The sequence below is a fragment of the Gordonia neofelifaecis NRRL B-59395 genome (assembly GCF_000192435.1).
In the GTDB taxonomy this organism is placed as follows: Bacteria; Actinomycetota; Actinomycetes; order Mycobacteriales; family Mycobacteriaceae; genus Gordonia; species Gordonia neofelifaecis.
This window is the reverse complement of record NZ_AEUD01000001.1, coordinates 1-23,143: the sequence shown is the minus strand read 5'-3', so window position 1 is coordinate 23,143 and position 23,143 is coordinate 1. Positions and strand designations below refer to the sequence as shown.

General features: G+C 67.5%; 27 protein-coding genes and 2 tRNA genes. 7 read left to right on the top strand and 22 right to left on the bottom strand.

The window, feature by feature from the left end; genetic code table 11:
- The first annotated feature begins 48 nt into the window (after positions 1-48).
- Entirely contained in the window at positions 49-600 is a 552-nt protein-coding gene (locus SCNU_RS00150; RefSeq protein ID WP_009677304.1) for a hypothetical protein, read from the top strand.
- 80 nt (positions 601-680) lie between these two features.
- On the opposite strand, the gene SCNU_RS00145 is transcribed toward SCNU_RS00150, so the two are convergent.
- The 13 genes from SCNU_RS00145 to SCNU_RS00080 form a co-directional block, all read right to left on the bottom strand.
- The gene (locus SCNU_RS00145; RefSeq protein ID WP_009677303.1) at positions 681-1,685 is read right to left on the bottom strand and encodes a hypothetical protein; all 1,005 of its coding nucleotides are present in this window, start codon (positions 1,683-1,685) and stop codon (positions 681-683) included.
- Between the two features lie 116 nt (positions 1,686-1,801).
- Positions 1,802-2,266 carry a hypothetical protein gene (locus SCNU_RS00140; RefSeq protein WP_009677302.1) on the bottom strand — a complete coding sequence of 155 codons (465 nt, stop codon included), beginning with the start codon at positions 2,264-2,266 and terminating at the stop codon, positions 1,802-1,804.
- A gap of 362 nt (positions 2,267-2,628) precedes the next feature.
- Positions 2,629-2,687: transfer RNA gene (locus tag SCNU_RS00130), tRNA-OTHER, on the bottom strand.
- A gap of 198 nt (positions 2,688-2,885) precedes the next feature.
- The gene (locus tag SCNU_RS00125) at positions 2,886-4,784 is read right to left on the bottom strand and encodes an HK97 family phage prohead protease (protein ID WP_009677301.1); all 1,899 of its coding nucleotides are present in this window, start codon (positions 4,782-4,784) and stop codon (positions 2,886-2,888) included.
- 173 nt (positions 4,785-4,957) lie between these two features.
- Positions 4,958-5,215, bottom strand: coding sequence for a hypothetical protein (locus SCNU_RS00120; protein WP_009677300.1), 258 nt, complete (start codon positions 5,213-5,215; stop codon positions 4,958-4,960).
- On the bottom strand, positions 5,212-5,451 hold the full coding sequence (locus SCNU_RS00115) for a hypothetical protein (RefSeq protein ID WP_009677299.1): 240 nt from the start codon (positions 5,449-5,451) through the stop codon (positions 5,212-5,214). The genes SCNU_RS00120 and SCNU_RS00115 overlap by 4 nt, the downstream gene beginning before the upstream one ends.
- A 169-nt stretch (positions 5,452-5,620) precedes the next feature.
- Positions 5,621-5,953: a hypothetical protein gene (locus tag SCNU_RS00110; protein WP_009677298.1), complete on the bottom strand. Its 333-nt coding sequence runs from the start codon at positions 5,951-5,953 to the stop codon at positions 5,621-5,623.
- The gene (locus SCNU_RS00105) at positions 5,950-6,141 is read right to left on the bottom strand and encodes a hypothetical protein (RefSeq protein ID WP_009677297.1); all 192 of its coding nucleotides are present in this window, start codon (positions 6,139-6,141) and stop codon (positions 5,950-5,952) included. Before SCNU_RS00105 ends, SCNU_RS00110 begins: the two co-directional genes overlap by 4 nt.
- The gene (locus SCNU_RS00100) at positions 6,138-6,539 is read right to left on the bottom strand and encodes a hypothetical protein (RefSeq protein ID WP_009677296.1); all 402 of its coding nucleotides are present in this window, start codon (positions 6,537-6,539) and stop codon (positions 6,138-6,140) included. The genes SCNU_RS00105 and SCNU_RS00100 overlap by 4 nt, the downstream gene beginning before the upstream one ends.
- A 237-nt stretch (positions 6,540-6,776) precedes the next feature.
- Positions 6,777-8,000, bottom strand: coding sequence for an AAA family ATPase (locus SCNU_RS19915; protein ID WP_139025665.1), 1,224 nt, complete (start codon positions 7,998-8,000; stop codon positions 6,777-6,779).
- Between the two features lie 107 nt (positions 8,001-8,107).
- Entirely contained in the window at positions 8,108-9,187 is a 1,080-nt protein-coding gene (locus SCNU_RS00090; protein ID WP_175284049.1) for a bifunctional DNA primase/polymerase, read from the bottom strand.
- A gap of 439 nt (positions 9,188-9,626) precedes the next feature.
- Positions 9,627-9,836 carry a hypothetical protein gene (locus SCNU_RS00085; protein ID WP_009677293.1) on the bottom strand — a complete coding sequence of 70 codons (210 nt, stop codon included), beginning with the start codon at positions 9,834-9,836 and terminating at the stop codon, positions 9,627-9,629.
- Positions 9,833-10,051 carry a helix-turn-helix domain-containing protein gene (locus SCNU_RS00080; protein ID WP_009677292.1) on the bottom strand — a complete coding sequence of 73 codons (219 nt, stop codon included), beginning with the start codon at positions 10,049-10,051 and terminating at the stop codon, positions 9,833-9,835. Before SCNU_RS00080 ends, SCNU_RS00085 begins: the two co-directional genes overlap by 4 nt.
- 56 nt (positions 10,052-10,107) lie before the next feature.
- Between SCNU_RS00080 and SCNU_RS00075 the strand changes: the two genes are divergently transcribed.
- Both SCNU_RS00075 and SCNU_RS00070 read left to right on the top strand, forming a co-directional pair.
- A complete protein-coding gene (locus SCNU_RS00075) occupies positions 10,108-10,692 on the top strand; it encodes a hypothetical protein (protein ID WP_009677291.1) in 585 nt (194 codons plus the stop codon).
- On the top strand, positions 10,689-11,846 hold the full coding sequence (locus SCNU_RS00070; RefSeq protein ID WP_009677290.1) for a site-specific integrase: 1,158 nt from the start codon (positions 10,689-10,691) through the stop codon (positions 11,844-11,846). The genes SCNU_RS00075 and SCNU_RS00070 overlap by 4 nt, the downstream gene beginning before the upstream one ends.
- A 91-nt stretch (positions 11,847-11,937) precedes the next feature.
- On the opposite strand, the gene SCNU_RS00065 is transcribed toward SCNU_RS00070, so the two are convergent.
- From SCNU_RS00065 to pgm, 3 genes are all read right to left on the bottom strand, one after another.
- A tRNA-Ala gene (locus SCNU_RS00065) sits at positions 11,938-12,010 on the bottom strand.
- A 103-nt stretch (positions 12,011-12,113) separates the two neighbouring features.
- Entirely contained in the window at positions 12,114-12,845 is a 732-nt protein-coding gene (locus tag SCNU_RS00060) for a DsbA family protein (RefSeq protein WP_009677289.1), read from the bottom strand.
- Between the two features lie 198 nt (positions 12,846-13,043).
- The gene (gene pgm, locus SCNU_RS00055; protein ID WP_009677288.1) at positions 13,044-14,687 is read right to left on the bottom strand and encodes a phosphoglucomutase (alpha-D-glucose-1,6-bisphosphate-dependent); all 1,644 of its coding nucleotides are present in this window, start codon (positions 14,685-14,687) and stop codon (positions 13,044-13,046) included.
- A 43-nt stretch (positions 14,688-14,730) separates the two neighbouring features.
- On the opposite strand from pgm, the gene SCNU_RS00050 reads away from it, so the two are divergent.
- Both SCNU_RS00050 and SCNU_RS00045 read left to right on the top strand, forming a co-directional pair.
- Positions 14,731-15,369: an alpha/beta hydrolase gene (locus SCNU_RS00050; protein ID WP_139025663.1), complete on the top strand. Its 639-nt coding sequence runs from the start codon at positions 14,731-14,733 to the stop codon at positions 15,367-15,369.
- Between the two features lie 32 nt (positions 15,370-15,401).
- Positions 15,402-15,758: a DUF488 domain-containing protein gene (locus SCNU_RS00045; protein WP_040517354.1), complete on the top strand. Its 357-nt coding sequence runs from the start codon at positions 15,402-15,404 to the stop codon at positions 15,756-15,758.
- 19 nt (positions 15,759-15,777) lie between these two features.
- Here SCNU_RS00045 and SCNU_RS00040 read toward each other — a convergent pair whose 3' ends face one another.
- From SCNU_RS00040 to SCNU_RS00015, 6 genes are read right to left on the bottom strand one after another with little or no spacing between them, the layout of a single operon-like run.
- Positions 15,778-16,569: a lipase family alpha/beta hydrolase gene (locus SCNU_RS00040; protein WP_009677285.1), complete on the bottom strand. Its 792-nt coding sequence runs from the start codon at positions 16,567-16,569 to the stop codon at positions 15,778-15,780.
- Positions 16,569-17,336, bottom strand: coding sequence for an SDR family NAD(P)-dependent oxidoreductase (locus SCNU_RS00035; RefSeq protein WP_009677284.1), 768 nt, complete (start codon positions 17,334-17,336; stop codon positions 16,569-16,571). The genes SCNU_RS00040 and SCNU_RS00035 overlap by 1 nt, the downstream gene beginning before the upstream one ends.
- Before the next feature lie 48 nt (positions 17,337-17,384).
- A complete protein-coding gene (locus SCNU_RS00030; RefSeq protein WP_009677283.1) occupies positions 17,385-17,909 on the bottom strand; it encodes a GNAT family N-acetyltransferase in 525 nt (174 codons plus the stop codon).
- Positions 17,910-17,911: 2 nt separating this feature from the next.
- Positions 17,912-18,985 (bottom strand): alpha/beta fold hydrolase, encoded by a 1,074-nt coding sequence (locus tag SCNU_RS00025; RefSeq protein ID WP_009677282.1) that lies wholly within the window; start codon positions 18,983-18,985, stop codon positions 17,912-17,914.
- A 3-nt stretch (positions 18,986-18,988) separates the two neighbouring features.
- Positions 18,989-19,300 (bottom strand): hypothetical protein, encoded by a 312-nt coding sequence (locus SCNU_RS00020; protein ID WP_040517349.1) that lies wholly within the window; start codon positions 19,298-19,300, stop codon positions 18,989-18,991.
- Positions 19,300-19,878: a TetR/AcrR family transcriptional regulator gene (locus SCNU_RS00015; RefSeq protein WP_009677280.1), complete on the bottom strand. Its 579-nt coding sequence runs from the start codon at positions 19,876-19,878 to the stop codon at positions 19,300-19,302. Before SCNU_RS00015 ends, SCNU_RS00020 begins: the two co-directional genes overlap by 1 nt.
- A 151-nt stretch (positions 19,879-20,029) precedes the next feature.
- On the opposite strand from SCNU_RS00015, the gene SCNU_RS00010 reads away from it, so the two are divergent.
- Together SCNU_RS00010 and SCNU_RS00005 are read left to right on the top strand one after the other, a co-directional pair.
- Complete coding sequence (locus SCNU_RS00010; protein ID WP_009677279.1) at positions 20,030-21,676, top strand: long-chain fatty acid--CoA ligase; 1,647 nt, start codon at positions 20,030-20,032, stop codon at positions 21,674-21,676.
- 132 nt (positions 21,677-21,808) lie between these two features.
- A complete protein-coding gene (locus SCNU_RS00005) occupies positions 21,809-22,780 on the top strand; it encodes an alpha/beta hydrolase family protein (protein ID WP_040517347.1) in 972 nt (323 codons plus the stop codon).
- Positions 22,781-23,143 lie beyond the last annotated feature (363 nt).

Genomic DNA, 23,143 nt, shown 5'->3' with positions numbered 1-23,143 from the left:
CGCCAGGATTTGAGTCCGCAGTCAAGGTCCGAGGACTACATTCCGACCATGCGCCAGCGGCTCCTCATCCTCGCAGTCTCACTCGCTGCCGCGGCAGCCCTCGCCGGATGCGGTTCCCCCGCGGCCGACAACGCATCAGGGCCGTCGACGACGGAAGCCGTCTCGCCGCCGACCACCGGCCGACCGTGCTCTGAGGGCGGAACCAACACGGCGGAACCGTCGTTCTATCAAGACCAGTTCAGCACCCAGGCCGAACCGCTCAGCCGCGACATAGCCACCTACCGGACCGCGGTCACCGCCGACGACAACCAAGCCATCCAAGACGCGTCCTCGACGTTGTACAGCGAGATCACTGTCGGGCTGACGATGGCGCAGAACGGTTCATGGGGCTGCTACAGCCCGCTCGCGCTGCAAGACCTGGAGACTGCCACCAACGAGGTCGCGCCGCTGTTCAACGACCTCGACGCGGCCGAGAGCGAATGCTGCGGCCACACCTCTGCCGAAGCACCGGCGCTCATCGAACAGATCACGCCGAAACTGGCCGACTACATCAACACCCTCAACGCGTACTCGGCACAGTTCGGCGGCGAACAAGTCTGAGCAGCCGGTCCTCGGATCTAGACCATGTCGGCCAGGGCCCGCAGTCAGACCCGAGCGCGACACGCGTTCGGCACACTGATTCAACGCCGGTCGAGAGTTGCCATAGTGGGTCTTGGCGCAACGACCGCGCTCGTCGCGACAACATTCGACTTGCCGCCGCTTAATACGATGTCTGCACCTTCCGTCTGAGTCCGCAGAAGTTCTGGCTGTGCGAGCGACGCCAATGCATCGATAACGTCCACCACGGTGAACTCCCTACGATCCGCCAAGTACCGGGCCACTGTGCGCGCAGCGGGTCGAGGCAAGGCTACTTCGCGAGGCAGTTTGGCGTCTGCATCCAAGAACGCAGTCACAACCTCCCAGCCCTTGTAGAAAGCCTCGACAAAACTACCGTCATAGGGAATCGGACACACAACCAAGTTGTGTTTGTCATCGAGCCGTACCTTGTCCGATTTTCCTTGCTCAGCGGGAACAATTCCTACGCGCAGGCCCTTGGCACCCGCCAGTTTCGTTGGGTTGATTTTCACCGTCGTACCGACCCACCGGTCCGACTCTGCTGATCCAAGAAACAGGTCAGCGCGCCACAGGCCACTGACGCTTTGCGGCAGTCCGCTTGGCGCACCTTGGCGACGGAAGGCCGCCGCTGCTGACGTCAGATGCCGCTTGAGCTTGACCGGCCGCCCGCGAGACCCGGACAGAAGTGACGAATCGTCAGTCAGTAGCTCGCCGGCCGTGTCGATCAACTGCTGCGACCCTTGTTTCTCCGCACCGAACAAGATCGAGTTCGAACTTCCTTGGACCTTGCAGATCCTGAGGGCGTCCTCCACTCGCTCAGAAACATCAGCGTGCCGACTTGTAATGGCCTCATGCACTGCGTACTCGAAACAGATCCCCGTATCGCCGTCGCCCTTTCGATGCAAACGTGGCAGGATCTTCAGCTTCACGTTCTCTCGCCCGCCAACCTCGGCCACCACGTCTGCTTTGAGGGCGTACAGCACGCCCGTCAGGATGGGTCGGACTACCGCTGTGATCGCGGATACCTCGTCGGCGACCGGGTTTAGTTGTTCCTCGCTTCGGATCTCCATACCGCGACAGTAGCGGCACAATCTAACCGTTGCCGGAATTGTCGGCACAGTATCCCGGATGGACGATCGGGCCACAGCATCGGCGGATGACGCTCCGTGCCCCGGCACGCGAGCGCTTAGCTCGTCGCTGCCGGTGACGCCGAACTCGCATGCCCGGCCGGGTACGGCAGCCGCGCGGTTCCCGGGTTCAGCGGCCACAACAACGTCCCCGACGGTTCCTTGACGTCGAGCAGCAGCCAACCGTCCTGCTTCTGACCCTGCTTGACCTCGGTGATCTTCGGTCGCCCATCTGTGAAGCCGTAGCCAACGAGCTTAGAATCGGCCGGTTCGGTGGCTGTCATCCCGCCCGGCAGTTCCTCGCTGATCTCGAAGCTGTCCGACACGAGGTTGGGAGTCTCCGAGTTCGTCATGTCGACCACCACGTGCACGCCGAGCGCGTGCCCCTCCGGCTCTCCGTTGGTCGGCGGATCGATCTCCGAACCCTCGTATGTGACGTTCGCGAGAATGCCTTGGCCGTACGGGTTGAACACCGTGAACGTGTCACCAACTTTGATGTCCTTGTTCTGTCCGTTCGGCGACACCGCGGACGTCGCCGTGGAGTTTCCTTCTGCAGGCGTCGACGAGGCGTCATTCGAGTCTGACGAGCAGCCACTGATCGCTACGACGGCGGCAGCGGACAAGGCGGTAGCGGCAACGATGCGGGCACGAGTCTTCGGCATTGCGCGGGATTCCCTCCGAGTCGGTTTCGCGTAGCCCACGCTAGGGGTCCGGTGACGCGATACCGCTGAGGAATGGACGAGGTTGTAATCACTTCGAGTCCAGGCACGGCGAACACCCGATTTGAAATCGGACATGGACGCCACATGGACATCGTGCCGTGCCGGCGGTCGATCATAGAGACGAAGAAACCCCATCTGACCATGTCAGATGAGGTTTCTCGAAGTGGAGCTAAGGGGACTCGAACCCCTGACCCCCACACTGCCAGTGTGCCTAGCCCTGTATCGGCCCGTATCGTCCTGTCGTCATATGTCCAGGTAGGAGCCTGTTTCTGTGGTCGATACGTCTAGCCTGTATCGGGCCGTTCGTGCGGGTCTTGGGACACTCTAGGGACACTGGCGGGGTCGCTGGCTCGGCCCGACGATGACGACGGCCCCGGACCTCATCGAGATCCGGGGCCGTCGTCATCGTGCGGTGGTCAGATCACGCCGCGGCGGTGGTCACCTTGTAGATGGACGCGGGCGCGTAGACGCTCACGCCGATCCGGGTCTCCACGCGGGCCTGAACCTGGTTCTTGCTGAACAGGTCACCGGACTCGGTGCTCCACTCGATGTCCAGGCCGCCGAGGGTGTCCACCGAGACCGAGCTCGGGTCCAGGACGATGGCGGTCTTAGCCGGGAGCTCGGTGGACAGGACCACGCGCAGACCCCAGAGCTTGCGCTCCAAGAGGTCGATGGGGACCCCGCGGAACGCCACCGCGTCGTCCGAGGTGGCGGTCAGTTCGATGGCCTCCCAGTCCTCCGGGCGGAGGACGGCCACGCTCGGCGCGTACCCGGCGGCCTCTGCCTTGGTCAGTGCCTTACGGATGGAGACGATGGCCGAGGTGTCGAACGCCTGAATCTGGACACCGCTGGTCTCCAGGATTCCGGTCTGATTGGCTCCGGTGCCGTCGCCGGTGAGGAGCTGGGCCTGGATGGCCACGTCCAGGCCGTAGACAAGTTCCTCCTGGAGGAACCGGGTGAGCTGGGGAGCGTCGGAGAGCACGAACTTGTCCACCGGCTCCGAGAGGTGAGCGATGACGCTTACCTGGCCGTCGATGGTCTCGGTACCCATCGTGCTGGTGGGCTTGGTGGCACCGGGAGCGACCGCGGCGGCGTTGAGGTCGCGCGCGTTCTGGCGGATGTAGCGGTACTGGGGTCCGGTCCGTCGCTGGGTCGGGATAACGTCCAGCAGAGACACCGCGGGGCGGCCGGTCGGGATCACGGTGGGAGCCACCGGGATGTCCGTGGTGACCTGGCCCGAGCTCACCAGTGCCTTGGCTCCGGTGTCCCCGAGACCGTGGACACGGTCGTGGAACGTGCCTCCGCCGGTCATCTTGGCGGCGATGGTCGCGGCGGCGGCCTTGCGGCCCGATCCGAGGGTGAGGAACTTGTCAGTGGTGTCCACGGTGATGGCCTCCTTGGCCTGGTGCTTGGTCTTGGTCTTCACGCCGTACTCGGTGGCGTCGAACTTCTCGAACTTGCTGGCGTCCGGGTAGCGGGCCTCAAACTCCTCCGAGCTCATTGCCTTGGTGACCACGTCGGCCTGGTGCTGGAGTCCACGCCGCTGGTCCGGGGTGGCGTCCGCGTAGCTCTGGAGCTCCCGCCGAGTGACGCGGACGCGCCGGAGTGCCTTGGCGACCTCCTGGCCCTCTGCCTCGGTGAGGTCGCGGCCCTCGTCCTCGGCCGCGTCGATGAGCTCCTGGGCCGCGTCCATGGCGTCCTTGAGACGGGCCAGGAGACGCTCACCCACGGTCTGCTCCGCGGTGTCGTCGTCGGCCGGGTCCTCGGTGTCGTCGGCGGCGGGGTCTCCCGACGCCTCCTTGGCCAGCGCGGCGCGGGCCTTGATGAGCAGCTCGGGCCGCTCGGACTTGGACGCGGTGATGACCGCGCGGTCGTTGGCCGGCCGGACCACCAGACTGACCTCCATGAGATCCAGGTCGGTGAGCTCCTGGACGCCGTCCGCGGCCTTCACCGCGTCCCGGACGCCGTACCCGATGGACAGAGCGCCGACGCGGCGGGCCTTGACCTGGCGGTAGGCGGCCTGGCCTTCGGGAGAGTCCAGGTCCAGCTTGGCGTGGATCTCCAGGCCCTCGGCGGTCTCACGGGCGGACTTGATCTCCCCGACGAACGCCTTGGGGTCTTTGCGCTGGTGCTCCCAGAGGATCGGTGTCACCTGGCCGGAGGCCATGGCGTCGATGGACTTGGCGAACGCGCCAGGCATGACGCGGTCTCCTTGGCTATCGGTGTTGCCGAACGTGGAGGCCCAGCCGATGAACTCACCGGCGTCCAGGCCCGCGGTCTTGATACCCGTCATCGTGACGGTCTTGTGCTTGGTATGCACGGGATAACCCTCCTTGAGGGATGAGAAATGGAGTAGTCAACAACGCCGGGAGTTGTTCTCCCGCTGGGAGTTTCGGCGTCGGATACGTTCGCGGGCCTGGACTACGCGGGCCGGTCCTCTGGACGTGGCTGGCGGCCGTGCTGGCGACGTGCTCCGACGCCGATACTACCGGGTCATGAGCCCTGGAGCGCGAACCCGGCGACCGCCAGGAGCCAGCGGTGAGACCCCCGCTCCTTGGCCTCCTGGCGGCGGCCGTCCGGGGTCCACCACGTCACCCGCGCGTAGTTGTTGCGCTCGGGGAACTCGGAGACGATGACGCGCGCGCCGTCGTCGTCGGTGTACTCGGTGTGCTCACACCGACCCACCCCGTGGACCATGTGAGAGGCCACCACCCCGGTCGGCCGGACCGGGATCATGTCGGCGGCGGTCATCGGGTGGCCTCCTGGTCCATGGCCAGCTCCACCAAGCGGGGCGCGTCCTCGGCGCTGGTCCGGTTGGCGGCGAACTGCCCGAGGGCCAGTGCCACGTCCCGGAGGCCGCCGAGACCGCCGGAGGTGGACGCCTCGGCCAGCACGCGGACGGCCTGGTCGGTGTCGTCGTCCACCAGCGCCAGGATGGTCCTGGCGGCGGTGGAGAGCGGTCGGTCTTGCTTGCGATGTTCGGCCACGGTTGGGCCTCCTTGTCATCTGTTCGTAGGTGTTGACGGTCGGCGTCAGCTTGCGGAGCGTAAACGGACCGAGGTCCGGCGTTTTTCGTACGCCAGGCAACCGGCGGACCTGGGAAGAGGGCCGTGAGCTGGCGATTCCGGCCCCCTCCCCTCCCGTGAGGGCTCCGCGCTAAGCGGACCGACGCTCCCAGCGGCGGACCGCCGAGAACGGATTGATGAACACGTCGGCCAGCGGACCCCGCGGGCGGGCGTGGTGACTGAGCTCGGAGGACCACTCCCAGCACGCGCCACGCGCTGGACATGCCCGACAGACCATCTGGACGATGGCCCAGCGGTCGGACTCGTCGTCGTAACCGATGTCCGCGGCGCGGATGTCGGGGTCGAACTCATCTCGGTACTCGACGCACTTGGCCCCGCGCAGATCCGCGGTTCCGCGCAGAATCTCGGCGGCCAGCGCTACCGGCCCCTCACGGTCCACGCGGTGTCCAGTCCCGGCGGTCACCGGCGGCCCTCCTCGGTGTCGATGAGCTCGGCCGTGAGGTCGGCGCGGCCGAGGACCCCGAGATCGGCGGCCACCTGGCTGGCCAGGACATCCCCGCGGCGGTGGCGGCCGGTCTCCCGCGACTGGACCCGAGGGCCGCCGAGCCTGTCGTGGTGGTCCACGGTGGCCCGGACCCGGCGGCCGGTCACTTGCCGATCTCCCGGTACGGGACGCCGAGGACCTCGGCGCGCTCGCGTGGGAGCCGGACCTTGATCCGGTGGGGGACGTGGCGCGCGGTCCCCACGCGGTCCTCCTCCGAGAGATCCTCACCGCGGACGATCACGTCGTCCGTCTTGGGCTCCAGCGACGACGCCAGGACCAGGACGCCGGTGTCGGCGGGGTCCACCATGGCCTCCACCGTGTCCCAAGCAACCGGGCGGGTGACGGTGGCGTCCGGGTCTGCGGACAGGATGTTGGGCTGTTCTTCCATCCGGTAGCGGCGGACATGTGCCCACGCCACCACTCGGTACATCTCGCCGTCCGGTGCGTTCACCACCGACATCTCGTTAGCGGGGATGGTCTGGATGATCTTGTGTTCGCTTCTCACTGGTCGCCTCCTTGGGCGTTGTTCACTTGGTTGTTTCTTCGCCATGTCCCCCATCCCTGGGGTCCTATAGACCCCCCAGGGGACGGGATCGGGGACTTTTTGGATTCCCCACGGAGATCCCCGCGGGGATATTCCTCTGACCTGCTCAAACAAGGTCCCCGGGGACAGGCGGGGACTTTTTGGGGATTCCCCGGATTTATTCGAACGTCCCTTCGAACGGGGACACGCGGGGACTGCCTATCCATCGACCTGCTCACCCCGATCTCGGAGCGCGGCGTTGGCCTCCTCACGGGTCCAACCGAGCTCGTTCTCCACCAACGTGGTGTCGATGTACGCGCGCGTGTCCTTGTCCGGGTCCGGCTTGATGAGGTGGTTCTTCTCGATGGCGTCCGCCCAGAACTTGGACCACTTCTTGCCGAGATTGGTCTTGCCCGCCAGCGGGGAGGCCACCGCGTGAGCGCGGAGCTCGGAGCGGGTGTAGCCGAGTCCGTCGTTGTCGCTCGGCGCATAGAGGTAGATCTCCCACAACAGCTTGGTGTAGACCGAGGACTCCACCGTGGGGACGGCCAGCGGCTCGACCACCAGCGGCACGCTGAACGGGTCAGTGTCGGGTGTACGCGCCAACGACGTGATGGGCATACCGTCGTCCGGGTCCACTCCGAGGTCCACCGTGGACAGTTCCACCGCGATGGGGTCCCCACCGCTGGACTCGTCCTTGAGCCGGTCCAGGGTGAGCTCCACCCGGTAGACACCTCTGGCCGCGGTGTCCTTGTCGGTGATCTTCTCCAGGATGAACAGGCCGTCCATCGCGCCGCGGATCGACGTGGAGCCACGCTCCCGGCCGGTTCCCCGCGCGTTGTGGTGGACGATGAGGACACACGCGCCGGTCTGCTCGCGGATACGGTCCGCAATGGCGATGAACTCGCTCATGTCCCGTACCGAGTTCTCCTCCAGACCGATGGAGTACCGCGCCAACGTGTCGATGACGACCAGCACCGGCTCACGCGCCGCGATGTCCTCCACCAGCGCGGCGGCCTCTGCGGACCTCGCGCGTAGACCGACCGCGGACGGGAACACCTCGATACCGGCGTCGGCCCCGTCGTTGTGGGTCTTCTCCCATGCCGTGATCCGCTTGGGGATACCCGCGTCACCCTCACCGGCGAGATAGACCACCTGGCCGGAGGTATGCACCTTGCCGCGCGTGTTCGATGACCAGTTCCGGCCGGTACGGACGCACAGCGCCCAGTCCAGGGCCAGGAACGACTTGTAGGTCCCCGGATCTCCAGCCAAGAGCACCAGGGAGTTCTTCCAGAGAATCCGGCCGAGGAGCTTGTCCGCCGAGGGCTGGAGCTTGAGCTCGGTACTGGTCCGCCACCGAGATCCGATGTCGGCCGCAACACTCGCCGTGGTCATCTCCTCGTACCGGCGCGCGGCCTCGTCCTTGAGTGCAAGCTCGGTCACGCGTGCCTGGATGTACTGCTCTCGGTCCCCGTCCGAGAAACTGAGCACACGGGTAGCACGGTCATGTTCGCGGACCAGCGCTACGTCCGCGGCCCCGTTGACCGCGGTCACGGAGCGACCTTGGCGAACGCGCCGACCATGGCGCGGTGGATCTCTCCCTCCACGACACCGGGACGCCGGTCCTCACCGACACGCTCGCGGTAGGTCTGGGCGATGGCCTCCAGCGCGGCCACCATGCCCTGGTGGACCCGCGCGCCGTCGAACTCCTCGGCGTTACGCTTGGCGGCCTCCCAGAACAGTCGGACCATGGTGTCGTAACGGGAGGTTCCCCGGTCGAACGCGCCGGGGATGTAACTGATGAACGCCTTGGTCTTGGCGTTCACGGTCCCGTCAATCGGGGTGTCCGACAACCAATCTCGGTGCATACGGTCCAGCTCCGCGGTGGCGCGGACGATTCCCGCCGGGGTCGATCCGGGTACCGGCGGCCGGGTGGAGGTCAGATAGTCCACCCACTTGGCGGGGAGCTCGGGGATTCTGGTGACCAGCGGGACATCCTCGGTGATCGCCCCGTCCGGGGAGATCCACGCGTACCGGCCGCCCTTGGGGTGAACGCTCGGCGGGAGGACCGAGTACCGATGGTTCCGGTGGATGACCTCGATGTCCTTGCCCGCGGCGCTCTCGTACTCCGCGACGGCCGGGACGCGGTACCACCGCTGGCCGCTCGGGTTGGCCGCGCCGTGGCTGGTCACCCGCCATGTGGACGGGAGCGGACCGAGCTTGGCCTCCAGGTCGGCCAGGGTCACCGCGCCGGTCTTACCGTCGTAGTGGTCCACGTCGATGGCTAGCAGACCGGCCGGGGTCCTCATGCCGTAGTTGCACCCGGACGGGAACACCAGCGCGGCGCGCTCGGTGTCGGTCCAGGGAGCTCGGCGGCCGGTGAGCCCAGTGGGCGGCGGAGCCTTACGCGCGGCCGGGAGCGGGAACACGTCCAGCCAGCCGCGGGCGGCGTACGCCTCGGCCTCCGGGTCCGGGGCCGTCGTCGGCGGGACGGGCTCGGGGTCCGGGACCGGCGTGGCGACACCGCCGGTCCCGTCCGAGTCGTCGTCCGGGGCCAGGCCGAGGTAGTCGGTCACCCAGCGCGGGCGGATCTCGTGGCCGAGGTAGGTCTCGAACACGAAGTCTTGCACCGACAGCACCGCGGCCTGTCCAGCTGGCTGTGGACGGGCTCGGCCACAGCATGCGCCCCTGCTGGCACTCCGACCGGTCGCCGCCTCGAGGTTCAAGCGTCGTGAGCGGGGACCAGTCCAGTTTCTCCCGCGGTGAGGTCATCGGGACCTGGAGCGTGACGCCGTACTCCGCGACCTCCTCGGGCGTGACCTCCACGCCGACGACGACGACGGGCGCGCCGAGAGTCCCGGAGAGCGCCTCCTGGTCGGTTACCGTGGAAGTGCCAGCGTTGTGATGTTCGCTCGGTCGATGGTTGTGGGGACGGTCCTCGGTCTGGGTGCCGAGGACCGTTTCCTTGTTCTTGGACACAGTGGTCCTCCTGTTCGTAAATGCTTGGGGCGCAATGCCATTGACGTGCTCGCGTCGGCGGGTTGGTGAGGTGGCAGAGCGTCAGATCGGTCAGAACTTCGGCGTCATCGTGAGGTGCCCGGAGTCGTCGTAGCCGTAGCGGATGGTTGCCGCGTTGATCTCGGCCTCCGCGTTCTCCTCCGGCGTCTGGCACCTCGGGCAGAGGTGTCCGACAACCTCACCGTTGCGAACCTCAAAGTTCCAGCCGTCCGCGCGGCGCAGACGGCGGCGACACCGGTAGCACTTGATAGCCGCGCTCATGCCGAGACCTCCACGCCGAGCATGGCCAGCAGCTTGGCCGAGGGGACCCGGACCCGGCGCGTGCCAAGCCGGATCACCGGCAGATCACCGGCGCGGACCATGGAGTAGGCGAACGCTCGGGAGACGCCGAGGTAGCGTCCGGCCTCCTCGACAGAAACCGTTGGGACGCTGCGGAGTTCGTTGATGTCTGGGGTGTTGCTTGCTGTGTTGTCCATGTGCTCAACAGTGCTGGACTTACAACTTGATGTCCAGCGTGTTATAGTTCCGACTTATGCAGACCTTTACAACACCGACACCACCCGAGCGCGGCGACGTTGCCGACATTGACCGCGTCGCTGGAAACCTTGGCGACCTCCACGGGATCGCCATCCGCCTGGTCGGCCACGCGTTCACGTACGTGGTCGCCATCGTCACCGGCCGCGGAGGTCCCCGCCTGGTGGATCTCCAGATCCGATCCGACAACAACACCGCGATTACACCGGATGTCTTGCGCGCCATACCTTCTCGTCGCCTGGCCTACGCCGCGGCGCGGTATGTTTCGGAGGCAGACGGCCAGATATTCACCGGCCCATTCCTCGGCCCAGAGGCCGACGACATGACCGACGACCAGAGGGCCGCGGCCATTGCCGGGCGTCGCTCCGAGGCCGACACACGGCCAGAGGCCTCCACCTCACGCGGGCGGCGCGGGCCGGAACACTTCCAGCGTGTCGCGGACGCGGTCCGGGCGGCGAACCGATCCGGGAAGTCGGCGCGCCGCGCCGTCGCGGCGGAGTTCGGGGTCTCACTGCCGAGCGTGGACAAGTGGATACGCCAGTGCAAGGACACCGGCCTCCTGGCAGAGGATGAGTTGCGATGACCGAGGAGAACAAGCGGACCCGGCGCGCCGAGCCGATCACCAGGCGGAAGGCCAAGAACGGCCGCGTGTCGTATGAGTTCCGCGCCGATGTCGGAGTCAAGCCGGACGGGAGCCGGGACCGTCGCCGGTTCACGTACCCGACCAAGAAAGAGGCGCAGGCAGAGTATCGCCGGATCACCACCGAGGTGGCCGCGGGCCGCTACGTCGGCCGCTCCCGCGTCACCGTGGCCGAACACGTGGAGGCGTGGCTGGCTGGCAAGCGTGACGTTCGTCCGAACACGCTCCGCAACTACACCGACGCGGCCAAGCCCATCGTCCGGGACCTCGGCGGCCTGGAGCTCCAGCGGCTCACCAAGGCACACATTGACAAGTTTCTCGGCGGGCTCACCCGGCGCGACGGTCGGCCATACTCCACCGACTCCGCGCGGTTGGTGCTCGCGGTGCTCCGCCAGGTCACCAAGGACGCGCACCGCCAGGGGATCATCTCGCGGGACCCGTCCGAGTTCGTGGAGCCACCCAAGGCCAAGCGGGTGGCCGCCGAGAATCTCGACGTGTGGACACGGGAGGAGGCCAACCTGTTCCGCAAGCACACCGCCGAGGACCGTATGGCCGCGTGCTGGCTCCTGACCCTCTGCGGACTCCGCCGGTCCGAGGTGCTCGGGCTCCGCTGGCGGGACGTGGATCTCGACGCGGGGACCATCACCGTGACCCAGGGCCGCGTGGAGGTCACCGCGACGTTCATAGACACCGCCGAGCCCAAGACGGCCCGAGGACGCCGCGCGCTCCCGATCTCCGGGGAGATCATCGACGCGCTAGCCGCTCTCCGTCGCCTCCAGGCCGCCGAGCGCGCCGAGATGGGTTGTGACTACGCGGAGACCGGCCTGGTGGCCGTGGAGCCGGACGGGACCCCCACTCTGCCGAGGACGTACTCCGATAGGTTCCGGCGGCTTGCCTCGGCCGCGGGAGTCCCGCCGATCACGCTCCGCAACGTCCGGCATACCTCGGTGTCGGTCATGCTCGACGCCGGAGTCCCTCCCACCGTCGTGGCGGCCTGGCATGGCCATGACCCACGGATGACGGTCTCGGTCTACGGGCGGACCTATGACGACTCGCTCAAGACCGCGGGCGCGGCCATGTTCGGGACACCGGCGTAGGAGCGCGATTCACTGGGACATTCTTGGGACACTGGCCAAGACAAAAAAGAGCCAGGTCGGAGGTTATACCCTCTGACCTGGCTCTTTTAGGTGGAGCTAAGGGGACTCGAACCCCTGACCCCCACACTGCCAGTGTGGTGCGCTACCAGCTGCGCCATAGCCCCGTGTTCACTTGTGCGCACCGGGTCGTTTGCCTCTCCGAGTGCGCTAGCTAAGTTACCGTACGCGCGTCGACGGGACCAAATCGCCTGGCACGGGGCCTCTGGGCTACCCGGTGGGCTGCTGGCCCGCGACGATCTTGTCGAGCCAGGCGGTGCCGTCCATGATGTTCTCGACCTGCTTGCCCGCCAGCAGGACGGTCGGGGTCGCGACCTGCCCCTCGGTGGAGTTGCTCAGCTGCTGCTTCGAGGCGTCGGCCATCGACCGCGCTTCGTCGACCAGCTCTCCGGAGGCGATGCACTGGCGGGTCTGGTCGCTCGCGCCATCGGCCGCGGCGAGGTCGGCGATCTGCTGGTTGGTCAGATCGTCACCGGACTTCTCGAACAGCTGCGAGTGCAGCTTCCAGAACACGTCGCGACCGTCGTTCCGGGAAACGCACAGGATCGCGCCGGCCGACCGTGAGGAGTAGTCGCCGGAGCCGGAGTCCTTATCCAGGAAGTTCAGCATGTGATAGCGGACGCGAATCTTGCCGTCCACCACGTTCTGCTGGATCGCGGCGCCGGACTGCTCCTCGAACTTGCGGCAGTGCTCGCAGTGGAAGTCCTCGAAGACGTCGATCGTCTCGGGCGCGGTCTTCTCGCCCACGATGAACGAAGCGTTCTCGGCGAGCACCTTGTCGTCCACCGGCGGGTACGTCTTGTTGTTCATCCAGAGGAAGCCACCGATCACCAGCGCGGCCACGACCAGTAGGCCCAGGCCGATGAACAGATACGACGACCGTCCCGCCGCCTGCGGCTCGTAGTCGGGATTCTCGCGAGGTGGTCTGCTGCCGTTGGTCACGGTCTCGACTGTAGCGGGGCCACGAGGAGGCACGACCGCCGTCGTGTCGCGGAAGTCTGTCGATACAGGGCGCACCGAGGGCAATCTTCCCTCGGAGCGCCCTGAGCGGACAGATTGTTGCGATGGGCGGTGATCTCGATGCGCTCCGTCGCTACGCTCCTCCGCTTACTCGATCAGCCTGCAGTCGCCCTGCCGCGGTCAGTCCGCGAGCACCGAATCGACCAGTGCCTGGGCCTCGGCCTGTACCTGGGCGAGGTGGTCGGCGCCGCGGAACGACTCCGCGTAGATCTTGTACACATCCTCGGTGCCGGACGGGCGCGCGGCGAACCAGGCGTTCTCGGTGGTGACCTTGAGTCCGCCGATCGCGGCGCCGTTGCCGGGCGCCTCGGTCAGAATCGCCTCGATCGGCTCACCGGCCAGGCTCGACGCGCTCACCTGGCTCGCCGACAGCTTCGACAGCCGGGCCTTCTGGTCGCGGTCGGCGGGCGCGTCGATCCGGGCATAGGCGGATTCGCCGTACTGCTCCGCCAGCTCCAGGTAGCGCTCCGACGGAGTCTGCCCGGTGACGGCCAGGATCTCGGCAGCGAGCAGATTCATGATGAGTCCGTCCTTGTCGGTCGACCACGGCCGGCCGTCGAAGGTCAGGAACGACGCCCCCGCGCTCTCCTCGCCGCCGAACGCGATACTGCCGTCGAGCAGACCGTCGACGAAGTACTTGAAGCCCACCGGCACCTCGAGGAGCGTGCGGCCGATCCCCGCGGCGACCCGGTCGATCAGCGACGACGACACCAGCGTCTTGCCGATGGCCGCGCCGCTTCCCCACTGCTCGCGGTGGGTGAATAGGTAGTCGATGGCGACGGCGAGGTAGTGGTTCGGGTTCATCAGCCCGGCGTCGGAGGTGACGATGCCGTGCCGGTCGGCGTCTGCGTCGTTGCCGGTGGCGATGTCGTACGACTCCCGCGCGGCGATCAGCGACGCCATCGCGTTCGGGGAACTGCAGTCCATCCGGATCTTGCCGTCGGTGTCCAGAGTCATGAAGGCGAACGCCGGATCGGTCTCCGGGTTCACGATCGTCATCGACTCGAGGTCGTAGTAGTCCTTGATCTCGCCCCAGTACGCGACCGAGGCGCCGCCGAGCGGATCGGCGCCGATGTGCACGTCGGCGGCTCGGACGGCGTCGATGTTGACGACGTCGCCGAGCGCGGTGACGTACTCGCCGAGGAATGGATAGTCGATCACCAGCTCCGACCGCCGTGCCGACTCGAACGGCGTGCGCCGGACGTCGCGCAGCCCGGTCTCCAGGAGTTCGTTGGCGCGGGCGGCGATCGCGGAGGTGATGTCGGTGTCTGCCGGCCCACCGCTGGGCGGGTTGTACTTGAAGCCTCCGTCGGCCGGCGGGTTGTGCGACGGGGTGACGACGATTCCGTCGGCTACCGCGCCCAGCCCCTGTCCGTTGAACCGCAGAATCGCCCGCGACACCGCCGGGGTCGGGGTGAACTGGTCCTCGTCGGCGGTGAAGACGGTGACCTCGTTGGCGACCAGCACCTCCAGCGCCGACCGCCACGCAGGCACCGACAGCGCATGGGTGTCGAAACCGATGAACAGCGGGCCGGTGATTCCCGCCCGCGCGCGATGCTCGACGATCGCCTGGGTCATCGCCAGCACGTGCGCCTCGTTGAACGCGCCGTCGAGGCTCGAACCGCGATGCCCGGAGGTGCCGAACACCACCCGCTGCCCCGGTTCGGCGGGGTCCGGGGCGATGTCGTAGTACGCGCGCTCGACGGCTCCCACGTCGATGAGATCGTCGGCGGTCGCGGGCGTTCCTGCTCTCGGGTGTGCCATGCCTGTAGATTCTGCCACCGGTTTCTGCGGCTAGTCTGATCGAATGCTGCAGATGGTGAACGCACTGTTGGCGCCGGTCAAGACCGCAGTCCGCGGCCCGGAACTGGCGGTCCTCGTCCTGCCGGGCGGCACCGATTTCAGCTACCGGCCGTTCTCCCCGCTCCAGGGATCGGCGGTGCGGATGTACCCGTTCACCGCGTCGATCCAGGCGCGGTTCGGCACGCGGGTTCGCGTCCGCCAGGCTCAGTATCGGGTCTACGGCTGGAACGGCAGCCAGGCCAGCCCGATGCCGTACGCGCGCGCCGCACTCGACCGTCTGGCCGCCGACCACCCCGGCGTGCCGATCGCGGTGATCGGGCACTCGATGGGCGGTCGCGTCGCGGCACACCTCGGCGACGACGAGCGCGTGACCGACGTGCTGGCCCTCGCGCCGTGGTGGCAGTTCGCCGACTGGCGGCAGATCCGCGACGGCGTGCGGGTGCGGGCCATCCACGGCGACGCCGACCGAGTCACCCTCGCGCGGCGCACCGAGAAGGGCATCGCCGAGTTGACCGCGCGTGGACTCGACGCCGAGTATCTCGCCGTTCCGGGCGGCGGGCACCCCATGCTCGACCACCTCGGCGTCTGGCAGGGCGGCACCCTGCAGTTCGTGGCCGACGCGCTCGCCGCCGGCCGCGGGTAGCGTCGAAGGCGAACCGGCGAAAGGTGGAGGTCATGACTGTTTCCATCGCACGTGTCTACGACGACCCCGACGACCATCGGGTCCTGGTCGACCGACTCTGGCCGCGCGGAGTCCACAAGGACGACCCTCGCGTCGGCCGCTGGCTCAAAGAGGTGGCGCCGTCGAACGACCTGCGCAAGTGGTATCACGGCCATCCGGACGAATACGACGCGTTCACCGTGCGCTATCGCACCGAGCTGGACCGGCCCGGCGCCCAGGCCGACGCCCTCGCCGAACTGGTGCGATTGGGCGAGGCGGGCGATGTCGAACTCGCCACCTCGGCGAAAGATCCGGCGCGCAGCCACGTGCCGACGATCGTTGCCGCGCTCGCCGACCGCGGAGTGCGCTGAGCACTGTTCGCCATCCGGCCTAGCCGCTCACCTTCGGGAAGAACGGCCGGAGCATCTTCGGCGGCACGAACGGTTCCAGGGTCCCGGCGGGCAGCGACAGCCGGTCCGCGACCGCCCACACCGCGGGCAGGTTGTGTCCGAATCCGAGGTGGCTGCACAGCACCTCGATGTTCTCGCTCAAGTCCGACGGGTCGTCGCGGCAGACCTGCCAGGCGGCGATGCCGTCGAGCCTGCTGTAGAGCGCCGTCGACGGCATCTCCAGCGGCGGCGCATCGGCCTCGAGGGGGAAGTCGAGCATCCGTGCGTGCAAGGGCTTCGCCAAGCGGTACGCGAAGCGGGCATTGCTCTGCGCGTGCCGCTGCATCCGGAACGGGCTGCCGAGGGTGATGACCTGCCGCACCATCTCCGGCGTCTGCCGCGCGAGTTCTCGCGCGAAGATGCCGCCGAGGCTCCATCCGATGATGCTGACCGGCTGGCCGTGCAGCCGCTCGATCGCGTCGAGTTTGCGACGCATGCCCCGGAGGATTCGGTCGCTGGGGCCGACGTTGACGCCCAGCCCCCAGCCGTACGTCGGATAGCCCAGGTTCTTCAACGTCATCCGCAACGGCGTGGTGGTGCGGTCCGACGTGGTGAAGCCCGGCAGCACGAGCACCGGCTGGCAGTCCGGGCTCACCGGAGCGGTGCTCATCACCGGAAAGGTGCACGCGTAGGCGCCGAACTCCCACGCGGCGCGGCCCAGGTCGGTGCCGGCCAGGATCGCGCGGGGCGCTTTGGCCGCACGACGGGCGGTGTCCGGATCGACGGCGGTCATCAGTTCGTCAGCATTCCGCCGTCGACCGGCAGGGTGATTCCGGACATGTAGCTGCTGGCGTCGGACGCGAGGAAGACCAGCGCCGAGTCGAGCTCACCCGCATTGCCCAACCGCCCGAACAGGGTGCGTGGCACCACGTACTGCTCGAGGACGCCGTCGGCGAACTCATCGGTCATCTCCGATTCGAAATACCCGGGCGCGAGCGCGTTGACGCGGATCCCCTTGCGCGGCGTCCACTGCTGAGCGAGGTCTCGCGTGAGGCCGATGACCGCCGACTTGCTGGCCGAGTACGCGGCCTGTGGCATCAGCACGGACGTGATGCCGAGAATGCTGGCGAGGTTCACGATCGAACTGCCCGGCTGCATCACGCGAGCACACGCCTGCGCCATCCAGTACGACCCGTTGACGTTGATATCCATCACCCAGCGGAAGTCGTCCGGCTTCTCCCGCAGCGCGGGCACCGACGCCGCCACGCCTGCGTTGTTGACGAGTACGTCGACCCGGCCGAACTCGGCCATCGCCGCGTCGACCGCCGCGGTGCACTGATCGGGGTCGGCGACATCGGTCGCCACCGCCAGCGCACGTCGGCCCATCGACTCGATCGCGGCCTTCGTCTCCTCCAGCCGATCGGCGCGACGGGCGGCCAGGACCACGTCGGCGCCGACGTCGGCGAGCGCCTTGGCGAAGCCGACGCCGAGGCCGCTCGAGGCGCCGGTGACGAGCGCGACCTTGCCGTCGAGGCGGAAGCTGTCGAGGATTGCGGACATTCGTGGAACTCCTAGAAGTTTCGGCGCGGATGCGCGGGTGGAACGAGATCAGGCCAGGGCGTCGGCGATGCCGATCGCATCGAGGGTGCCGAGTCCGTCCTGGACGTGATGTGCCAGGACGATCAGGTCGTGCAGTCGGCCTTCGCGATCCCGGATGTGGTCGCGAAGCAGTGCCTCACCGTTGAATCCGAGGCTCGCGAACATCTCGATCACCGGCTCCTGATCGGTCGACAGCTCGATCACCACCTTCGTCAGCCCCTCGCCGAAACCGACACGCAGGGCCTGCTGGGTGAGCGACCGCCCGATGCCCGCACCGCGTTCGCCGGGATCGACGACGATGCGCAGCTCCCCAACGTGATCGGACCACCCGGGCAGGCGGTGGACCGCGGCCCATCCGACCGCGCGGTCACCGTCGACGGCGATCCACCGCAGCGACGATTCGGCCGCCATCCGGTCGACGGTCGGACGGTCGTGCACGTTCTCGCGGATGAGGGTCATGTCGAGGTCGGACAGCCGCGCGAACATGGCGGCCAGTCGCCCGGCGTCCTCGGGGGTGAGATCTCGGATCTCCATGGTCAGCACTCCTCGCTCTGCTTCTGCAGGAAGTCGACGATCGTCGGAACTGTGGTCTTCGCGGCGGTGCGTCCCACCACCAGGCCGATGTGGCCGCCGTCGAGCCGGAGCTCGGTCTTCACGTCCGAGCCGATCAGATCGAGGATCGGCGACGCGGCGTCCTCCGGGACGATGTGATCCTTGCGGCCGAGCACCGCGAGGAACGGGACCGTGATCGACTTCAGACTGATGCGGTCGCCGCCGAGCACCAGCCGGTCCTCGACGAACCCGTTGTCGCGCAGGAGCATGTCGGTCATCTGCCGGGTGATCTCGCCGGGCAGCGGCACGTGATCGCTCGCCCACCCGTTCATCGCCTGATAGGCGGCGACGTAGTCGTCGTTCCACAGTTTCTCCAGCAGGTCCACGTAGCCGGTGATCTCCGCGGTCGGTCGCAGGGAGCGAAAGGCGGAGAAGACCACGTTGGCGGGAACGTTGCCGTCGTCGCCGAGGATTCCGTCGACGTCCATGTCGCTGCCGACCAGCGATGAGACCAGTTCCAGCCGGGTGTAGTCGACCGGGCACGCCATCACGGTGTGACTGCGGATCGGCGCGTCCGGGTGGTGCGCGCCGTGCAGCAGGGTGAGGTTCCCCCCGAAGCAGTAGCCCAGGATGCTGACCTCGTCGGCCTCCGAGCGCTTGCAGACCTCGCGGATCGCGGCCGGGATCACCGCGTCGGCGTAGTACTCGAATCCGTTGCGCGCATCGCGCTCGTCGGGCTCGCCCCAGTCGAGCATGTAGACGTCGAATCCGCCGCGCAGCAGGTGTTCGACGAAGCTGTTGCCCGGCGTCAGGTCCAGGATGTACGCACGGGAGACGACGCTGAAGACGATCAGCAGGGGCGGGCGGTAGCGGACGTCGTCGTTGCGGTAGCGGTACAGCCGGGCACGACCGTTACGCCACACCAGGTCGCGCGGTGTCACACCGGTCTTGACGGTGCTGACGCCCGCCGCCATCTTGATGCCGTTGCGGGCGCGCAGCGCATTGCGCTCCACCTCCTGCCGGACACGGTCGACGATGCCGTCGGGAATGAGTCCCATGAGCTACTCGCCGTCCTCGTCGTCGGCCTCGACTGCCGAGTGCGCCCGCTCGGCGACCTCCATCCGGAGTTGCCGGACCTCGTAGTCGAGTTCACCGACCTGCCTGCGCAGCTTGCGCACATCGGTGCCCGCCGGCAGGTTCACCAGGTGCAGCACCGACGCCGCCACCCCCTGAATCCGGTGCACCACGGCGCCGCGCACCTGACCGGCGACGGTGTTGGCGGTGGCGAACTCGTCGGATCGGACGACGTCTTCGACCACGGGCGTCACCCGCTTCTCGATCTCGTCGTAGACCGCCCTCAGCGATAGGTCCATCAGCCCGCCCTCTCCCACTCGACAGTCGATCGTTCGACGCCCAACATCGCGGCGCACGCCTGGGCCACCTTCGCGGCGTCGGGCTCTTCGCCGGTGATCACATTCGCGTAGACGAAGGTCTCGGTGATGCGCACCAAGATCAGAGCGAGGTCGTGGACGGGCAGCGGTAGCGTCATCGCGCCCGCATCGACTTCGGCCTGGACCAGTTCGGCGACCTTGTCGACGATGCGCGGTTGGACGCCCCCGGCCCGGGTCGTCATCACCCGCAGCGCCCGCTCGGGTTCCCGTCGCAGGAACTCGGTGAAGTGAACCGCTCGATTGGCGATCGCGGCGAACTCGCCCATCGTCGCCGCGATCCTCGCCGCGCCCTCGCCGGGTGCGCGGCGGGCGGCGGCGTCGATCGTCGGCGCGGTGATCGACCAGATGACCTCGCCGAGTAGGCCGTCACGACCACCCCATCGACGGTAGAGTGTGCTGCGGTTCACACCGACCGCTTGAGCAAGTTCCCCGACCTCGATCCGGCCGTCCGCGATGAAGACCTCACGCGCGGCGTCGAGGACGACTTCCGCATCGATCACCCGACACCTCCCGCTTGTGCACCATTAGACCCAAATGATGCATAATTCGTGTGTAGTTCGGGGAACTATCGATCGACAGAGTGAACCGATTCACAGCTCGGCAACTTTTCCGGTGGCACCGCGTGTGCGACAGCTTGAAGGAGACAGCAGAATGGTCCAGACGACGATGCAGCACGGAGATCTCTTGATCTCGGGCTTGGTCGAGTACAGCCGCCGGGTGTTCCCCGAGGCCAAGGTGATCACCTGGACCGGAGAGGGCAGCCGCGAGACCTCGTTCGCCGAGATCGGCGACCAGGGTGCGCAGATCGCCAACGCACTGTCGAAGCTCGGCGTCGGCGTCGGCGACCGCGTCGCCACGTTCATGTGGAACAACACCGAGCACCAGGCGCTCTACGCGGGCGTCCCGTCGATGGGCGCGGTGCTCCACACGCTGAACCTGCGGCTGTCGCCGGAGCAGGCCGTGTTCATCATCAACCACGCGGACGACAAGGTGATCTTCGTCGACGCCTCCGTGGCGCCGATGCTCTCGCAGTACCTGACCGGCACCCCGAACGTGCAGCACGTGGTCGTCGTCAACGGACCGGTCGACGCGCTGACCGCACCCGAGGGCATCACCGTGCACGCGTACGACGAGCTGATCGCCGGCGAGCCGACCACCTACGCGTGGCCCGCGATGGACGAGACCGACGCGGCCGTCATGTGCTACACCTCGGGCACCACCGGCGACCCCAAGGGCGTCGTCTACTCGCACCGCAGCATCTACCTGCACTCGCTCCTCGGCACCTCGACCACCGGCATGCAGCTGTCGAACCGCGACACCATGCTCGCGATCGTGCCGATGTTCCACGTGATGTCGTGGGGCCTCCCCTACGCCGCCATGATGGCCGGCGCCACCCTCGTGATGCCCGACCGCTTCCTGCAGCCCGAACCGCTGCTGGCGATGATGGCCGCCACCCGCCCGACCCTCGCCGCGGCCGTCCCGACCATCTGGCAGGGGGTCTCGGCACTGCTCGACGCCAAGCCGCAGGACATCACGCACCTGCGCGAGGTCGTCGTCGGCGGCGCCGCTGTGCCGCCGTCGATGATCACCAAGTTCGACGGCTACGGCGTCAAGATCGTGCACGCGTGGGGCATGACCGAGACCTCACCGCTCGGCACCATCGCCCGCCCGCCGGCCGGTGTGGACGACGAGGACGCCGCCTTCGCGTACCGCGTCACCCAGGGCCGTTTCCCGGCGCCGGTCGCCGCCCGGATCATCGGCGACGACGGCCAGGCGCAGCCGTGGGACGGCGAGGCCCGCGGTGAGCTCGAGGTGTCCGGACCGTGGATCACCGGCTCGTACTACCAGCCCGAGGGCAACGTCACCGATCCCACCAAGTTCGACGACGGCTGGCTGCGTACCGGCGACGTCGCGACCATCACCCCCGACGGCTACATGACGATCGTCGACCGCGCCAAAGACATCATCAAGACCGGCGGCGAATGGATCTCGTCGGTGGAGTTGGAGAACGTCATCGCGTCGAACCCCGCGGTGGTCGAGGCGACCGTCATCGGCGTCCCCGACGCCAAGTGGGACGAGCGGCCGTTCGTCCTCGCGGTGGTCCGCAGCGAGGAGGACGCGGACGTCGACGCGCACCGCAAGTATCTCGAGGAGCGCATCCCGCGCTGGCAGATCCCCGAGCGGTGGTCGTTCGTCACCGAGGTGCCCAAGACCTCGGTCGGCAAGTTCGATAAGAAGCGCGTCCGCCAGCACTACGCGGACGGCGATTACACCGTTCTCGGCGAGCCGCAGGCCTAGTCTTCGTCCCGGAGGCCCGACCGTCCCACGTGGCGGTCGGGCCTTCGGGCGTTCCGGAGGACTGCGTCTAAACTCGCCTGCGTGAGCCGCGGCAAGAAACTGACACTGGCGGCGCTGGGCGTCGTGGTGGCGATGGCGCTCGCCACCACCGTGTGGGTCCTGGTCGCGAACGATTTCGCGATTCACACCGAACGCGTCACCATCGAGGGCCCACGCGGGGAACTGAACGCCGTACTCGCCACCCCGACCGACAATGCGGGCCCGCACGGCCTGGTCGTCTTCGTCCACGGCGACGGGCCCGCCGACGCGAGCCGCGACGACGCCTACAAGCCGCTCTGGGACGCCTACGCCAAGGCGGGCTTCGCGAGTCTGTCCTGGGACAAGCCCGGCGTCGACGGCGCGACGGGCAACTGGCTCGACCAGACGATGCACGACCGCGCCTCGGAGGTCGAAGCGGCGATCTCGTGGGCGTACACCCGTCCCGATCTCGACACCACCAGGATCGGCGTCTGGGGCGTCAGTCAGGCCGGCTGGGTGGTGCCCGAGGTGCTCGCCGCCCGCAACGACATCCGCTTCGCGGTCCTCGTCGGGCCGGCCGTCAACTGGCTGCGACAGGGCGAGTTCAACCTCCGCGCCGAACTGGCCGCGCGTGAGGCCCCGATGGAGGAAGTGGCTGCGGAGCTGGGTCGGCGTGCACGACAGATCACGCTGCTCGAGTCGGGAGCCGACTACGACACCTACCGTCGTTCGGGTGTCGATCCCGAGCCGATGACCGCCGACCGTTGGCGCTTCGTGGAACGCAATTTCGCGGCGGACGCCACCGCATCGCTGTCCCGGATCTCGGTGCCCCTGCTGCTCGTGCTCGGCGGTGACGACCGCAACGTCGACGTCGGCGAGACCGAGTCCGTGTACCGCCGCCAGATTCGTCCAGACCTGTTGACTGTGAAGCGATTCGACGACGCCACACACAGCATCACGCGCAACGAGATCGAGTACCGGGACGACTTCCGAGTCGCCTCGCGCGCTGTTTTCGCGCCGTCCACAATCTACGCACCAGGGTATTTGGACGCTTTGCGGATCTTTGCGAAACGGTACAGTCGATGACCGCGTAAAGTGGTCGCGTAAGCCTCGAATTCCCCCTTAGAGAAAGGCGACACCAATATGGACGCAGCACTCTGGACGGACGCGTTCACGTTCGCATGACGTACGACGTACCGCATGGGCAAGATGCATCGACGAGCATGGCGCATCTTCTCGGGCGTTCAGTAGACAGAGCCGGCGAGTGCCCCCGTCCGATCCGGACGGGGGCACTCGTGTCTGTTCAGGAAGGTCCGCCCCAGCCTCGCCGGTCTCCCCATGCTGGTCGAGTAGGACCTTCTTGAGGCCCGCGAGCGCCGGCCCGCCCGGGGTCGAGACCGACTCGGCCTAGGTGTGATGTCCAGGGACGTTGTTTCGGCGACATGGCCG

What these genes read in the sequence shown, in the direction of transcription:
- SCNU_RS00120 (WP_009677300.1), bottom strand. Translation starts at nt 5,215, where the DNA reads ATGACCGCCGCCGACATGATCCCGGTCCGGCCGACCGGGGTGGTGGCC.
- SCNU_RS00025 (WP_009677282.1), bottom strand. Translation starts at nt 18,985, where the DNA reads ATGGGACTCATTCCCGACGGCATCGTCGACCGTGTCCGGCAGGAGGTG.
- SCNU_RS00070 (WP_009677290.1), top strand. Translation starts at nt 10,689, where the DNA reads ATGACCGAGGAGAACAAGCGGACCCGGCGCGCCGAGCCGATCACCAGG.
- SCNU_RS00005 (WP_040517347.1), top strand. Translation starts at nt 21,809, where the DNA reads ATGGCGCTCGCCACCACCGTGTGGGTCCTGGTCGCGAACGATTTCGCG.
- SCNU_RS00035 (WP_009677284.1), bottom strand. Translation starts at nt 17,336, where the DNA reads ATGTCCGCAATCCTCGACAGCTTCCGCCTCGACGGCAAGGTCGCGCTC.
- SCNU_RS00020 (WP_040517349.1), bottom strand. Translation starts at nt 19,300, where the DNA reads ATGGACCTATCGCTGAGGGCGGTCTACGACGAGATCGAGAAGCGGGTG.
- SCNU_RS00085 (WP_009677293.1), bottom strand. Translation starts at nt 9,836, where the DNA reads ATGAGCGCGGCTATCAAGTGCTACCGGTGTCGCCGCCGTCTGCGCCGC.
- SCNU_RS00075 (WP_009677291.1), top strand. Translation starts at nt 10,108, where the DNA reads ATGCAGACCTTTACAACACCGACACCACCCGAGCGCGGCGACGTTGCC.
- SCNU_RS00050 (WP_139025663.1), top strand. Translation starts at nt 14,731, where the DNA reads ATGCTGCAGATGGTGAACGCACTGTTGGCGCCGGTCAAGACCGCAGTC.
- SCNU_RS00080 (WP_009677292.1), bottom strand. Translation starts at nt 10,051, where the DNA reads ATGGACAACACAGCAAGCAACACCCCAGACATCAACGAACTCCGCAGC.
- SCNU_RS00040 (WP_009677285.1), bottom strand. Translation starts at nt 16,569, where the DNA reads ATGACCGCCGTCGATCCGGACACCGCCCGTCGTGCGGCCAAAGCGCCC.
- SCNU_RS00045 (WP_040517354.1), top strand. Translation starts at nt 15,402, where the DNA reads ATGACTGTTTCCATCGCACGTGTCTACGACGACCCCGACGACCATCGG.
- SCNU_RS00030 (WP_009677283.1), bottom strand. Translation starts at nt 17,909, where the DNA reads ATGGAGATCCGAGATCTCACCCCCGAGGACGCCGGGCGACTGGCCGCC.
- SCNU_RS00150 (WP_009677304.1), top strand. Translation starts at nt 49, where the DNA reads ATGCGCCAGCGGCTCCTCATCCTCGCAGTCTCACTCGCTGCCGCGGCA.
- pgm (WP_009677288.1), bottom strand. Translation starts at nt 14,687, where the DNA reads ATGGCACACCCGAGAGCAGGAACGCCCGCGACCGCCGACGATCTCATC.
- SCNU_RS00145 (WP_009677303.1), bottom strand. Translation starts at nt 1,685, where the DNA reads ATGGAGATCCGAAGCGAGGAACAACTAAACCCGGTCGCCGACGAGGTA.
- SCNU_RS00010 (WP_009677279.1), top strand. Translation starts at nt 20,030, where the DNA reads ATGGTCCAGACGACGATGCAGCACGGAGATCTCTTGATCTCGGGCTTG.